This is a genomic window from Xanthomonas hortorum (assembly GCF_011305375.1).
Lineage (GTDB): Bacteria > Pseudomonadota > Gammaproteobacteria > Xanthomonadales > Xanthomonadaceae > Xanthomonas > Xanthomonas hortorum_E.
Genome location: NZ_VCME01000018.1, coordinates 95801 through 110333, shown reverse-complemented (window position 1 = coordinate 110333; position 14533 = coordinate 95801). Strand labels below are relative to the sequence as shown.

Here is a 14533-nt window from a genome sequence, read left to right as displayed (position 1 = left end):
GCGGGCACAGGAGATTGGCGTAATGAAAGTGGTGCATGTTGTCCGCCAATTCCATCCTTCGATCGGAGGCATGGAGGAAGTCGTTCTCAATGTGGCCCGTCAACATCAGGCCAACAGTGCCGATACGGTGGAGATCGTGACGTTGGACCGGGTGTTCACCGATTCAGGCGCGCAACTTGCTGCGCAGGAAACGCATCAGGGCCTGCCGATCCGGCGCATCGGTTACCGCGGTTCGTCGCGCTACCCGTTTGCGCCATCGGTGCTCGGTGCGATTCGCTCGGCGGATCTGGTGCATCTGCATGGCATCGATTTTTTCTACGACTATCTTGCGCTGACCAAGCCGCTGCATGGCAAGCCGATGGTGGTGTCCACGCATGGCGGGTTTTTCCATACCGCCTACGCCTCGCGGATGAAGCAGTTGTGGTTTCAGACGCTGACCCGCACCTCTGCGCTGGCGTATGCGCGGGTGATCGCTACCAGCGAGAACGATGGCGATCTGTTCGCCAAGGTGGTGTCGCAGGCGCGCTTGCGGGTGATCGAGAACGGCGTTGATGTGGAGAAGTACGCAGGGCAGGGCGCAACAACGCCGGGGCGGACGATGCTGTATTTCGGGCGTTGGTCGGTGAACAAGGGGTTGATCGAAACCCTGGAGTTGCTCCAGGCCGCGCTCAGGCGCGACCCGCAGTGGCGGCTGATCATCGCCGGCCGCGAGTACGATTTGAACGAGGCCGATCTGCGCAAGGCGATCGCCGAGCGTGGTCTACAGGACAAGGTGCAGCTGAGCATGTCGCCTTCGCAGGAGCAGTTGCGGGCGTTGATGCATCAGGCGCAGTTCTTCGTGTGCCTGTCCCGGCATGAAGGGTTCGGCATTGCGGCGGTCGAGGCGATGAGTGCGGGCCTGATTCCGATCCTCAGCGATATCCCCCCGTTCGTGCGTCTTGCCGGCGAGTCCGGTCAGGGCGTGATCGTCAATCGCGACAGGCTCGAGATAGCGGCCGATCAGGTGCAGGCGCTTGCGCTGCAGTCGGATGCGGATTTCGATACGCGTCGCGCGGCATCCATGGCGTATGTGAGCCGCTACGACTGGAAACATGTGGTGGGGCGCTATATCGACGAGTACCACACCGCGCTGGGCACGCGCCGCGCGCAGGAGGCGGTGCGATGAGTGCGCTTGCGTCTGCCTCGCTGACGCGTGCGGCCACGCAACCGCAGGTCACCGTGCTGTTCTCCACCGAGAAGCCCAACGCCAACACCAATCCGTATCTGACTCAGCTCTACGCTTCGTTGCCGGATGCGGTGCAACCGCGCTTCTTCTCGATGCGCGATGCGTTGTTGTCGCGTTACGACGTACTGCATCTGCATTGGCCGGAGTATCTGCTGCGTCATCCGAGTGCTGCCGGCACGTTGGCAAAGCAGGTGTGTGCGGCGCTGTTGTTGCTCAAGCTACAACTGACCGGCACGCCGGTGGTGCGTACCTTGCACAACCTGGCGCCGCACGAAGATCGCGGTTGGCGTGAGCGTAACCTGTTGCGGTGGATCGACCGTTTGACGCGTCGCTGGATCCGCATCAATGCGACCACGCCGCCGCGACCGCCGTTCACCGACACCATCCTGCATGGCCATTACCGCGACTGGTTCGCGACCATGCAACAGGGCAGTACGGTACCGGGGCGGCTGCTGCACTTCGGTTTGATTCGTCCGTACAAGGGTGTGGAAACGCTGCTGGATGTGATGCGCGAAGTGGACGATGCGCGCTTGAATCTTCGCATCGTCGGCAACCCCGCCACGCCGCAGATGCGCACGCTGGTGGAGGATGCCTGCGCGCAAGATCCACGTGTCACCGCGCTGCTGGCCTATGTGGAAGAGCCGGTGTTGGCGCGCGAAGTCAGCCAGGCCGAGCTGGTGGTGTTGCCGTATCGGCAGATGCACAACTCCGGCACGCTGCTGCTGGCGTTGTCGCTGGCGCGTCCGGTGCTGGCACCGTGGAGCGAGTCGAATGCGGCCATTGCCGAGGAAGTCGGCCCGGGCTGGGTGTTTCTCTATGAAGGCGACTTCGATGCAGCGCTGCTGACCGGCATGCTGGACAAGGTACGCGCCGCGCCACGCGGCCCGGCACCGGATCTTTCGCAACGTGATTGGCCACGGATCGGACAGTTGCACTACCGCACCTACCTGGAAGCGCTCGGCAAGGATGGAGACGCCGCGCTGTGACCGCAGAGATCCCAACGATGACATCCCCCACGCCGCCCCCACCACGCAGCCTCGGTTCGCGTGCCGCCGGTGGCGCAGCGGTGACCATGATCGGCCAGTCCGCCAAGATGGTCGTGCAGTTCGGCGGCATCATTTTGCTGGCGCGGTTGCTGACGCCTTACGACTACGGCCTGATGGCGATGGTCACCGCGATCGTCGGTGCAGCCGAGATCCTGCGCGATTTCGGTCTGTCCGCCGCTGCTGTGCAAGCCAAGCATGTCAGCCGCGAACAACGCGACAACCTGTTCTGGATCAACAGCGGTATCGGCTTGTCGCTATCGGTGGTGGTGTATGCGTCTGCTCACTTGATCGCCAATTTCTACAAAGAGCCGGCGCTGGTGATGATCTCGCAGGCGCTGGCGGTGACCTTCCTGATCAACGGCATGACCACGCAGTACCGCGCGCATCTGAGCCGTGGTCTGCGCTTCGGGCAGGTGGCGTTGAGTGATGTCGGTTCGCAGGTGCTGGGCTTGGTTGCAGCTGTTGCTGCGGCGTTGCTCGGTTGGGGTTATTGGGCGCTGGTGGTGCAGCAGGTGGTGCAAGCCAGCGTCAATTTCTTGATCGCCGCGAGTTGCTCGCGCTGGTTGCCGCGTGGCTACCAGCGTGCCGCGCCGATGCGCGATTTCATGAGCTTCGGCTGGAATCTGATGGCCGCGCAGTTGCTGGGATATGCCAGCCGCAATGTCGGCCAGGTCATCATCGGTTGGCGGACCGGCCCGGACGCACTGGGCCTGTACAACCGCGCCTTCCAATTGCTGATGATGCCGTTGAATCAGATCAACGCGCCGGCGACCAGCGTGGCGTTGCCGGTGTTGTCGCAGCTGCAGGACGACCGCGAGCGCTTCAACGCCTTTCTGCTGCGTGGGCAGACAGTGATGGTGCATTTGATCTTTGCACTGTTCGCCTTTTCCTGTGCGCTGGCGATGCCGTTGATCGTGCTGGTGCTTGGCGAGCAGTGGCGCGATGCGGTGCCGTTGTTTCAGGTGTTGACCCTGGGTGGAATTTTCCAGACCGCGTCCTACGCTACCTATTGGGTCTTCCTGTCCAAGGGATTGATGCGCCAGCAGCTGATTTACTCGCTGGTCGGGCGCATCGTGCTGATTGGTTGCATCTTTGCCGGTTCGCGCTGGGGCGCGATGGGCGTGGCGATCGGCTATTCGTTCGGGCTGCTACTGATCTGGCCGTTGTCGCTGGTCTGGATTGGCAAGATTTCCGACGCGCCAGTACGCTCGCTGTTTACCAACGCCTTGCGCCCGATGGTGGCCTACGGTGTGGCCGGTGGCTGCGCGTACTACGCCTCCGTCGTGGCCGGTGGCCCGTTGTGGCAGCAACTTGCCGCTGGTGCAGGGGCGATGGCAGTCGTCTGTCTGCTGGCTCTGGCGATCTGGCCGGCGTTCCGCCGCGATGTGCTGTCCATCGTCAACATCCGCAAATTACTGACCCAGGCCAAGGCACGCCGATGAGATCGACACTGTCCTCGCCTGCGTTTGTGCATGCTCTTTTCCATTCATCCATAGGACACGGCCCATGAGCGACACACCCGCCGCCGCTACCGGCATTGCCCGGCCTTGCTATCTGGTCTTGTCCGCACACGATTACCGTACGCCGCGTCGCGCCAATATCCACTTCATCACCGATCAACTGGCATTGCGCGGGACCACGCGATTTTTCTCGCTGCGCTATAGCAGGTTGTCGCGCATGAAGGGCGACATGCGACTGCCGCTGGATGAAACGGCGAACACTGTCGTCTCGCACAAGGGGGTCGACTGCTATCTGTGGCGCACCACAGTGCACCCGTTCAATACGCGCCGCGCGTGGCTACGTGCGGTCGAGGATGCGATGTTTCGCTGGTACGCCGCGCATCCACCGCGTCAGTTGCTTGACTGGATGCGCGAGGCGGACGTGATCGTGTTCGAGAGTGGCATTGCAGTTGCTTTCATTGAGCTCGCCAAGCGCATCAATCCTGCGGCCAAGCTGGTCTATCGTGCATCCGATGCATTGAGCACGATCAATGTCGCTTCCTACATCGAGCGCGAGTTCGACCGTGTTGCGCCAACGCTCGATGTGATCGCGCTGGTGTCGCCGGCGATGGCCGAGGAAGTGGCAAGCCGCGACAACGTCTATCACGTCGGTCATGGGGTAGATCACAACCTGGACCAGCTGGGCGACCCATCGCCGTATGGCGAGGGCATCCACGCGGTGGCAGTGGGCTCGATGTTGTTCGATCCGGAATTTTTCGTTGTCGCCAGCAAGGCCTTTCCGCACGTCACCTTCCATGTGATCGGCTCGGGCATGGGGCGTCATCCTGGTTACGGCGACAACGTGACGGTCTATGGCGAAATGAAACACGTCGAGACCATCGGCTACATCAAGCACGCCCGTTTCGGTATCGCGCCTTATGCATCCGAGCAGGTGCCGATCTATCTGGCCGACAGCTCGATGAAGCTATTGCAGTACGATTTTTTTGGGCTGCCGGCAGTCTGCCCGAACGTCGTCGTCGGGCCCTATCAGTCGCGTTTCGGCTACACTCCGGGCGACGCTGATTCGATCATTGCGGCAATCGGGCTGGCATTGGAAGCGCCGCACGTGCGCTATCGCCAGTGCCTGAATTGGTCCGATACCACCGATCGCGTGCTCAATCCCGGTGCGTATCCAGAGACCCGGTTGTACCCGCACAACACCGGCGCAGCCGCGCGCACCTCTGCGGAGGCTGCGCTCTCGCATTGATGCGGCGCGCTCATTCGTTTTTTAAAGGAGATCCCTCACGATGGCCAACGCTTTACTGCAGAAGTGGATAGAACATGCCGAACGTCGTGCATTGTTCTGGTGGCAGCCGAAAAACGCTGGCGTCAACATGGGGGATCACCTGTCCAAGGTGATCGTCTCCTGCGTGCTGTCCTTGCAGGACAAAACGCTGATTGAAAAGCGCGATCTCAGCAAGAAATTGATCGCGATCGGCTCGGTGCTGCACTTTGCCAAAGATGGCGACACCGTCTGGGGCAGTGGCATCAACGGCAAGATTCCGGCCGAACGCAACACCTTCAGTACGCTCGATGTGCGTGCAGTGCGTGGGCCGAAGACGCGCAAATTCTTGATGGAGCGCGGCATCGCGGTGCCCGAGGTTTATGGCGACCCCGGTCTGCTGACGCCGATGTTCTTTCCCGCCGATGCGCTTGGCGCGGTAAACAAGCGTCCGTTCGCCATCGTTCCGCACTTCAACGAGCCGGTCGAAAAATACAGCGCGTATGCCGACCATCTGGTGTTTCCCAACGTCAAGCCTGCGACCTTCATGAGCGCATTGCTGGGCGCCGAGTTGGTGATCAGCAGCTCGCTGCACGGGCTGATCCTGGCCGAGGCGTACGGGATCCCGGCGGTGTATCTGGACTGGGGCAACGGCGAAGACCGCTTCAAGTACGACGACTACTACAACGGTACCGGACGCACGCAGTGGCATTCGGGCAACAGCGTGGAAGAGTGCCTTGATCTGGGCGGCAACGGCGAGTTCGACCTGGCGAGTTTGCAGGCCGGATTGCTGGCCGCATTCCCTTACGACCTTTGGTGATTCGATGATGCAGGGCCAGCGCGTGGAAACCGAAACGACGACTGCCTCCAATGGCGCGCCACCCCAAGGCGTGGTGATTCCGCTTGGCGGGTTTCCGGTGTTGTCCACGACGCAAGAAGCCTTTGCGCTGGAGTTGTTCCATGCGCTGGCGGCGCAGCAGCGGCGTCGGGTGTTCTTTGCCAACACCAATTTCATCGTGCAATGCCAGGCGTTGCGCATGCGGATGCGCGAGCCCAGCGTGCGCATCGTCAATGACGGGATCGGCATGGATCTGGCCGCGCGGCTGATCCATGGCCGCCGCTTTGCCGGCAATCTCAATGGCACCGATCTGATTCCGTATCTGTGCCGCCACGCTGTGCATCCGCTCAAGTTCTTCTTGCTGGGCGGGCGCCCCAGCGTGGGCAAGACCGCGGCCGCCACGCTGACCGGCACGCTGGGGCAGCAGGTGGTGGGCATGTGCGATGGCTACGGCGAGTTTGCCGCGGCGGGCGAGGGCCTGACCGAGCGCATCAACCGCTCCGGCGCCGATGTGCTGCTGGTGGCCTTCGGCAACCCCTTGCAAGAGCGCTGGATCCTCGATCACAGCCAGGCGCTGACGGTGCCGCTGGTGTTCGGTGTCGGCGCGCTGCTGGATTTTCTGTCCGGCACCGCCAAGCGTGCGCCCGAGTGGGTGCAGCGTCTGCACATGGAATGGATGTATCGGCTGCTCCACGAGCCACGCCGTCTGCTCAAGCGCTATAGCTGGGATCTGCTGGTGTTCTTCCGCACCTGTCTGCGTGCTGGCAAGCATTTACCCTGATGCACGGCGGCGCGCGCTGTCTTAGCATGCAGGGATGCATCCAACCGCCGCTGATCTGATTCGCTCGTTAGACCTCGCCCCGCATCCGGAAGGAGGGCACTTCCGTCGTGTCTATGCGTCTGCTCGGGAGATCACCGATGGCGGGCACACGCGTCCCGCGCTGACCGCGATCCGCTTTCTGCTCAGTGCCGGCGAATGCAGTAGCTGGCACCGCGTGGACGCCGAGGAAAGCTGGCATTGGCAGCAAGGCGATGCGCTGGAGCTGCTGATTTACGACGAAGCCAGCAGGCAGTTGCGACGCCTGATCCTGGATGCGGCCGAGCGCGGTGAGCCGATGCACGTGGTGCCGGCCGGCTGCTGGCAAGCAGCACGCTCGCTTGGCGATTTCACCCTGGTGGGTTGCACGGTCTCGCCCGGGTTCGTGTGGGAAGGATTCGCGCTGCTCGACGATGCCTCGCCGCTGGCCGCGCAGTTAGCAGCCTTGGTCTCGCGCTGAGCCACGGTTGGGCCTGCAATGCCGAACGCTTCCCTAACGCGGCGGTGGCGGGCTTGGCGTAATGTCCGCGTCTCACACAGGGGCGACATGTGATGCGAGGCAAGGGGGCGGTGTGGGGAGTCGGATTGATGCTGGTGTCGCTGCTGGCGGCGGCCAGTGATAGCACCACGCCGAAAGTGGCTGCGCCATCGCCACCGGCGGTGGTCGATCTGGAAGCGATGGTGGTGCGCGGCGTGCAACCCGGCCCTGGCTTGTGGAAGGTCAGCAAGGGCGATCATGTGTTGTGGATCCTGGGCACCTTGTCGCCATTGCCGAAGCGGCTGCAGTGGCAGTCGACCGAGGTGGAAACGATCATCGGGCAGTCCCAGCAGGTCCTGATGGCGCCGACCGTGCAGATCGATGCGGAGATGGGATTTTTCGGCAAGTTGACCTTGCTGCCGTCCGCGATGAAGGCGATGAAGAACGAAGACGGCCGCGAACTGCGCGAGGTATTGCCGCCCGATCTGTATGCCCGTTGGAGCCTGGCCAAGGCACGCTATATCGGTGGCGATCGGGGCGTGGAGCGCAAGCGCCCGATGCTGGCCGCCGGTGAGTTGTATCAGGCGGCGATCAAGCGCTCTGGCCTTGCCCGTTCGCCGGTGATCTGGTCGGTGGTGGAGCGTGCCGCCAAGCGCGCAGGTATCAAGCCAACCCCCACAGCGCTGGACTACAAGATCAAGGACCCGCGCCAGGCCATCAAGGATTTCCGTGCCGGCGGCATGGACGATACCGCGTGCTTTCGCAGCATTCTGGTGACAGTGGAGCGCGATCTGCCCACGATGGTCGAGCGCGCCAACGCATGGTCGGTGGGCGATATCGAAGCGCTGCGCCAACTGCCGCGCGAAGATCCGCAGGCCGCCTGCATGAGCGCGATGGCCAGCTCCGGTGCGGCCAAGGCGCGTGGTATCGACGATCTCGAACGCCGCATGCGCGAGCACTGGCTGAGCATCGCGACCACGGCGTTGCAGCGCAACCGCAGCACCTTCGCGGTGCTGCCGATCAGCCGGCTGACGGCGCCGGATGGATACCTAGCACGGCTGCAGGCGATGGGGTATGCGGTGGAAGCGCCTTGATGTGTTGGCCGGAGTCCAGAGCGGCTTGGATGGCCGCTCCAGGGGATTGATCGGCCGCGCCATGGCCTTTTTCGCCTGCAGGCGATGCGCAGCGTGCGATCGATCGAGTCGGCCAACGCCAGCCACGTTATGCTGCGCGCCTTGTCCGATGAGACCTCCGCGTTGAACGCATTGCCGCTGCGCATTCTGGGCACCGGGCGCCATGTCCCCGCGACGGAGGTGACCTCGCAACAATTGGACGCGCGCTGGCAGTTGCCGGCGGGCACTACGTTCGCGCGCTCGGGTGTGGCCACGCGCCATTACGTGGATGAGGGCGAGACCGCATCGTCGATGGGCGCCGCCGCCGCGACCCAGGCGCTGGCCAGCGCAGGCATCGAGGCCGGCGACATCGATTGCCTGATCTCGGCCTGCAGCGTCATGGAGCAGCCGATTCCCTGCCAGGCGGTACTGATCCAGCGCGCGCTTGGCCTGGGCGATTCGGGTATTCCTGCGTTCGACGTCAATGCGACCTGTTTGAGTTTTCTGGTGGCATTGGACATGGCCGCGAACGCGTTGGCGCTCGGGCGCTACCAGCGCGTCTTGATCGTCTCCAGTGAGGTGGCATCGGGCGGGCTGGATGCATCGGCGCCGGCTACAGCCGGGTTGTTTGGCGATGGCGCCGCTGCGGTGATCGTGGGGCGCAGCGCGCCAGATGAAGGCTCGGCACTGCTGTCCAGTCGCCTGTCCAGTTATGGCAGTGGCGCCGATCTGTGCCGCATTCGCGGCGGCGGCACGCGCTATCCGCGTGGCGAAGAAAATGCGCCCGATGCTGCGCGCACCTTCAGCATGGATGGGCGCGGCGCCTACCGCTTCGCGGCGCGCTACCTGCCTGCCTTCTGGGAGCAATTGCTGCGCGAGGCGGGCACCACCACAGACGCATTGCGCTGCTTTGTGCCGCATCAGGCCTCCGGCGGCGGTCTGGATCATGTGGTGCAGGCATTGGGGCTGCGCCCCGACCAGGTGATTTGCATCCTGCATGCCACCGGCAATCAGGTCGCTGCGTCGTTGCCGCACGCCTTGCATCACGCGCGGATCGAGCAGCGTCTGCAGCGCGGCGATCTGTTCGCACTGCTCGGCACCGGCGCCGGGCTGGCGATCGGCGGCATGGTATTGCGGTACTAAGGCGTGGGCGCTCTTCCCGAACAGGACATGCCCTGATGCCAACGCGCGTGTCGCTCGAATTGTTGCGCATCGGCCACTGTCGCCATTGCGAGCGCATGGTGCGTGCGGACGGGCACTGGCATGCGGTGGAGTTCCCGGCATTGAGTGTGCTGATTCGGCATCCGCAGCGTGGGGCGCTGCTGTACGACACCGGCTATGCCGCGCATTTCTTTCGCGCCACCGATCCCTGGCCCGAGTGCCTGTACCGCTGGACCACACCGGTGAGCTTGCCCGCGCACGAAACGCTGGGCGCACAGTTGGCGCGTCGCGGCGTGCAGCTGGAGGAGATTGCCTGGTGCCTGATTTCGCACTTCCATGCCGACCATGTGGGTGGTCTGCGCGACCTGCCGAATGCGCGCTTCATTTGCTTGCGTGCGGATTATCAACAGCTGCGTAGTTGTTCGCGTGTTGGCGGCTTGCGCCGCGCTTTGTTGCCGCAGCTGCTGCCGGCCGATTTCGATCGACGGCTGCAGTTCGCCGAACAAGCTCCAGTGCGCGCGCTGACCGGTGCCTGGCAAGGGTTGGGTGAGGCCTACGATTTGTTCGAAGACGGCACCGTGCTGGCGGTGCCGTTGCCCGGACACGTGCCTGGGCAGATGGGCCTGTGGTTACGCGATCAACACGACCGCGAGGTGTTGCTGTGTGCCGACGCGGTGTGGTCGTCGGCGACGTGGGCAACGCTGCAGTGGCCTGCATGGCCCACGCGTTTGTTGATGCACGATTGGGCAGCATTTCAGCGCACCGTGCAGCAGTTGCACGGGCTGTCGCAAGCGCATCCCGAGCTGGCGATCCTGCCTTCGCACTGCCAGCCCAGCCTTGACCGTTATCAACCGGAGTGGCGATGAGCCTGCGCATTCTCGTGACCGGCGCGTCCGGTTTTGTCGGTGGTTCGTTCCTGCGCCGTTTCCAGGGCCAGCCGGGCGTGGAGATCCATGGCATCGGTCGCCGCGCCAGCGATCTACCTAATTACCACCGCATCGATCTGAGCCGGCCGTTCTCGCTGCAGTGGCAGCCGGATGTGGTGATTCATGCAGCGGCGCTGGCATCGCCGTGGGGAACGCGCACGCAGTTCCAGCTGCATAATGTAGAGGCCACCGCCAACGTCATCGAGTTCTGCAAGCGCAATGGCTGCCCGCGTCTGCTGTATGTGTCGTCGAGTTCGGTGTTCTATCGCGAGGCGCATCAATACGACCTCACCGAGGACAGCCCGATCGGGCCGGCATTCGTCAATACCTACGCGCAGACCAAATATCTTGGCGAAACCTTGCTCGATCACTATCCAGGCGAGAAATCCGTGTTGCGCCCACGCGCAGTGTTCGGGCCGGGAGATACGGTGCTGTTCCCGCGCGTGATCGCCGCTGCGCGCAAAGGCGCGTTGCCACGTTTTGTCGGCCAGACCCAGCCGGTGATCGGCGATCTGATCTACATCGATACGTTGTGCGATTACCTCTATCGCGCGGCCACCGCGCCGCGGTTGCAGTCGGCTTACAACCTCACCAATGCACAGCCGGTGGATCTGCAGCAGCTGCTAATGGACTTGCTGACGCGCCTGCAGCTGCCGTTGCCGCAGCGCGAGGTACGTATCGCAACCGCGCTGCGCATGGCAAGCGTGGTGGAAGCGGCCTACCGCCTGCTGCGGCTGCGCGGCGAACCGCCGATCACCCGCTTCGGCGTTGGCGCATTTGCCTATTCGAAGACCTTCGATCCGCGACGCACGCTTGCCGATCTCGGGCAACCCAGCGTTGGCCTGGAAGAAGGTATCGAGGCGTTCGTACGTTGGCAGGCGGCGCAATGGACGTAGCCGCACTGGCGTTGGCAGCGGCCTATCTGGCGGTGCTGATGGTCAAGACGGCTGCGGTGCTGTGGGTCGTGCGCGGCGCACGCGCGCGGCCATCGAGCGATGCCGCTGCAACCCAGGCCGAGGTGGCGATATTGCAGCCCATCCTCGGCGGCGACGCGCATTTGCAGCAGGTGCTTGCCGCCAACCTGCAAGCACTGCCGGATGCATACTTCATCTGGCTGCTGGATGCGGAGGATCGCGCAGGAAATATGGTTGCCGATGCATTGGTGATGCTGTATCCGCAGCGACGCATCGAGCGGGTGCTGGTGCCTCCGGCGCCACCTGGTGTAAATCCGAAAGCATGGAAACTCGACTACGCGCTGCCGCATGTGCGCGCACCGATCAGCCTGATCCTCGACGACGATGCGCAGCTGAGCAACAGTGCGCTTGCCCGGTTGTTGCAGGATCTGACCCACGCCGATGTCGTCACTGCGCTGCCGTATTACCAGGACAGCGCAACGCTGGCTGGCCGCCTGTTGTCGCAGTTCGTCAACAACAATGCGGCGCTCACCTATCTGGGCTGGCTGCCGTTCTCCGCGCCGCTGACCATCAATGGCATGTGCTATGCGGCACGCACCGAACAACTGCGCGCCTGGGGCGGGTTTGCCGCGTTGCTGGAGCAACTGACCGACGACCTGGCGTTCGCAACACTGGTGCGTGAGCGCGGTGGGCGCGTGTGCCAATCCACCGCGCCGGTGGCGATGCGCACTGCGATACCTGATCTTGCGAGTTACATGCGTCAGATGCATCGGTGGATGTTGTTCGCACTGATCCTGCTGCGCCGTCAGACGTTGGGCGTACGCAGCGCAATTTTCGTACTGCAGGGGCTGCCTCCGCTGTTGCTGACGTGCTTGCTGCTGTGTGTTTGCGTGCAGCCAACATGGCTGGCAATCGCGTGTGCGCTGACTACGTTGCTGCTGCGTGCCTTGCTGCTGTGTCTGGTGCAATGGCGCGTCAGCGGAGCGATTCGTCACCGGCCATTGCTGTCGATTTGCGCCGAAGTTCTACAGCCGCTGCATCTGCTGCATGCAGCTGTGGTGCGCACGATCCGCTGGCGCACGCGTCGTTACCGCGTATTGCCGGATGGGCGTTTCCGTGCCGATTGACAGCGCTACTCTGCAAATCGCCTTCCTTACCGGGCAAAGCGATCCGCAGCGCTGCGCATTGAGCATGGAACAGCAGCACTTCTTGCAGCAGCTGCAAGGCCCGGGCCGGCAACTGATCGACTGCAATTATCCGTATCGCCCTGATAGCGCTGCGCATCAACGCATGCCGCTATGGCGCGCCAGTCTCTCCAACGCGCGGCAGTACCTGGCCGCACGCGCCGCACGTATCGTGGACGCCGATCGCAAGCGTGTTATGGCGCTATTGGAGCAGGCGCCGATCACGGTAGTGCTGGCTGGTAGCTGCGGCCTGCAGTTACTCACCGCGCTGCAGCTTCCGCAGGAACTGCGTACGCGTCTGGCAGTGTTCGCCTACGGTCCGGTCTGTAACGCACCTGCCTCGTTCGCACAGTTGCGCGTGTTGCAAGGGCAGCGCGATTGGATCTCGCGCGCGCTGTTCGATGCTGCGATCGATCTGAGGCCCGCGTGCGGGCACATGAATTACTTGCGTAACGCGGCGGTGCTCGCCGATTGCCAGGCGTTCATCGCGACGGTCGAACACGCCGTGCAAGGGGAGGGTAGATGCGCATCGATCTGATCGCGCCGCCATATAGCGGGCACCTGCATCCGATCCTTGCGATCGCCCGTCAGCTGGCGCCGCATCACCAGGTGCAGGTCATCAGCACGCCAGCGGCGCAGGCGCGCATCCGTGCATGCGGGCTGAGCGCAGTCAGTGTGCTGGATGCGCAAGCCGATCGGCTGTTGCTGGAAATCGCCAACCCACCGCACGCGGTGGGCCACAACCCGTTGCGCTTGCGTCGACAACTGCACAACGCGCTTGGGTTGATGGCGCGGATGGGGGATGTGCTGGAAGCGCGCTGGCGCGAGCGCAGGCCGGACCTGGTGATCGTCGATTTCACCTTGCCCAGCGCAGGACTGGCGGCGCAGGCGATGGACATCGCGTGGTGGACCAGCATGCCGTCGCCGTGCGTGATCGAAACAGTCGACGGGCCTCCAGCGTATTTCGGCGGTCTGCTGCCGGCGACCACAGTAACGCAGCGGATCTGGCATGCGATCGCGCGGCGTTTGACGCGTGGATTCAAACGAAGCTTGCATGCCTGTTATCGGCGCCAGATGCATGCCTGCGGATTGTCGGCGATGTATCGCAGCGATCGCAGCGAGGCGGTGTATTCGCCACAGTGCATCCTGGCATTGGGTCTGCCGTCGTTCGAGTTGGCGCAGCGCTGGCCTGCGGCGGTGCGCTTCGTCGGGCCGCAGTTGTGTACGCCGCCATCGGTAGTTGCGTCGCCTGAGTTCGTCGCTGGGCAGCGGCATGTGCTGGTGACGCTGGGCACGCATCTGCACTGGGTCAAACACCGCATGGATGCGGTGCTGCGCGCGTTGGCGCCGCAGTTCCCGGAAGTGATCTTCCATTTCAGCGATGGCGATACCGCAGCGCCGCAGCAGCAGGCGCACGGCAACTATCAACGTCTGCCGTATGTCGACTATGCGCAGCACCTGCATCGCTACGCGCTGGTGGTGCACCATGGCGGCGCCGGCATTCTGTATGCCTGCCTCGCTGCCGGCTTGCCATCGATCGTGTATCCGCTGGACTACGACCAGTTCGACCACGCCGCACGCCTGCAGGTCGCCGGAGCGGCCTGGTGGTTGCGCGCGCTGGACGAATTGGCGGCACTGTTGCGCGAGGCGCTTGGCACGAGCGAGCTGCCGTCAGGCGTGCGTCGATTGCAAACGGAGCTGCATGCCATCGATGCGCAGGCACGCATCATGCGGTTGGTGAATACGTTTGCGCAGACCGGTGTGGTGCCGCAGGTCTGATGCGTCGCCACGCGAGATCGGTCGCGCATTGCGTCAGCGCAGCCGCGTCAACACGACGCTTGGGTCGCGGTTGATACGGGCAGGCGAATCTCCAATCGCCTGCCGGGACTGAATATCCAAGAGTGGCTCACAAAACTGCCAAGTGTGCGCAGCCGGCTGATCTGCAGCTTGGATGCAGGGCCCTTGCCCGCCCACCCTCGCGGGACACGCCGCAAGTACGTCCTTGTAAGCTCTTACGCGGCATCCATGCCGCGTAAGGTCCCGCGCCGGTTGACGGGCAAGGGCCAGTCTAGAGGGTCGGTGTGCGTGGTTGCGGGCAATGCGCGCGGCGC

At 63.5% G+C, this 14533-nt stretch carries 14 protein-coding genes; all 14 read left to right on the top strand.

What is annotated here, in order from left to right:
- Positions 1-22: 22 nt before the first annotated feature.
- On the top strand, positions 23-1165 hold the full coding sequence (locus FFY45_RS16110; RefSeq protein WP_176341198.1) for a glycosyltransferase family 4 protein: 1143 nt from the start codon (positions 23-25) through the stop codon (positions 1163-1165).
- Positions 1162-2211 (top strand): glycosyltransferase, encoded by a 1050-nt coding sequence (locus FFY45_RS16105; protein ID WP_168958440.1) that lies wholly within the window; start codon positions 1162-1164, stop codon positions 2209-2211. Before FFY45_RS16110 ends, FFY45_RS16105 begins: the two co-directional genes overlap by 4 nt.
- 17 nt (positions 2212-2228) lie before the next feature.
- A complete protein-coding gene (locus FFY45_RS16100) occupies positions 2229-3713 on the top strand; it encodes a lipopolysaccharide biosynthesis protein (protein ID WP_176341197.1) in 1485 nt (494 codons plus the stop codon).
- A 64-nt stretch (positions 3714-3777) separates the two neighbouring features.
- A complete protein-coding gene (locus FFY45_RS16095) occupies positions 3778-4977 on the top strand; it encodes a GumK N-terminal domain-containing glycosyltransferase (protein ID WP_006449128.1) in 1200 nt (399 codons plus the stop codon).
- A gap of 40 nt (positions 4978-5017) precedes the next feature.
- Entirely contained in the window at positions 5018-5812 is a 795-nt protein-coding gene (locus FFY45_RS16090; protein WP_006449127.1) for a polysaccharide pyruvyl transferase family protein, read from the top strand.
- Positions 5813-5816: 4 nt separating this feature from the next.
- A complete protein-coding gene (locus FFY45_RS16085) occupies positions 5817-6611 on the top strand; it encodes a WecB/TagA/CpsF family glycosyltransferase (RefSeq protein ID WP_176341196.1) in 795 nt (264 codons plus the stop codon).
- 34 nt (positions 6612-6645) lie between these two features.
- On the top strand, positions 6646-7107 hold the full coding sequence (locus FFY45_RS16080; RefSeq protein ID WP_176341195.1) for a cupin domain-containing protein: 462 nt from the start codon (positions 6646-6648) through the stop codon (positions 7105-7107).
- A 92-nt stretch (positions 7108-7199) separates the two neighbouring features.
- Positions 7200-8219: a TraB/GumN family protein gene (locus tag FFY45_RS16075; protein WP_176341194.1), complete on the top strand. Its 1020-nt coding sequence runs from the start codon at positions 7200-7202 to the stop codon at positions 8217-8219.
- A 129-nt stretch (positions 8220-8348) separates the two neighbouring features.
- Positions 8349-9380, top strand: coding sequence for a 3-oxoacyl-[acyl-carrier-protein] synthase III C-terminal domain-containing protein (locus FFY45_RS16070; RefSeq protein WP_176341260.1), 1032 nt, complete (start codon positions 8349-8351; stop codon positions 9378-9380).
- 35 nt (positions 9381-9415) lie between these two features.
- Positions 9416-10264, top strand: coding sequence for an MBL fold metallo-hydrolase (locus FFY45_RS16065; RefSeq protein WP_176341193.1), 849 nt, complete (start codon positions 9416-9418; stop codon positions 10262-10264).
- On the top strand, positions 10261-11220 hold the full coding sequence (locus FFY45_RS16060; RefSeq protein WP_115040684.1) for an NAD-dependent epimerase/dehydratase family protein: 960 nt from the start codon (positions 10261-10263) through the stop codon (positions 11218-11220). The genes FFY45_RS16065 and FFY45_RS16060 overlap by 4 nt, the downstream gene beginning before the upstream one ends.
- Positions 11211-12365 carry a glycosyltransferase family 21 protein gene (locus tag FFY45_RS16055; protein WP_176341192.1) on the top strand — a complete coding sequence of 385 codons (1155 nt, stop codon included), beginning with the start codon at positions 11211-11213 and terminating at the stop codon, positions 12363-12365. The genes FFY45_RS16060 and FFY45_RS16055 overlap by 10 nt, the downstream gene beginning before the upstream one ends.
- The gene (locus FFY45_RS16050; protein WP_176341191.1) at positions 12343-12960 is read left to right on the top strand and encodes a hypothetical protein; all 618 of its coding nucleotides are present in this window, start codon (positions 12343-12345) and stop codon (positions 12958-12960) included. The genes FFY45_RS16055 and FFY45_RS16050 overlap by 23 nt, the downstream gene beginning before the upstream one ends.
- Positions 12945-14201 carry a glycosyltransferase gene (locus FFY45_RS16045; RefSeq protein ID WP_176341190.1) on the top strand — a complete coding sequence of 419 codons (1257 nt, stop codon included), beginning with the start codon at positions 12945-12947 and terminating at the stop codon, positions 14199-14201. Before FFY45_RS16050 ends, FFY45_RS16045 begins: the two co-directional genes overlap by 16 nt.
- Positions 14202-14533: the final 332 nt, after the last annotated feature.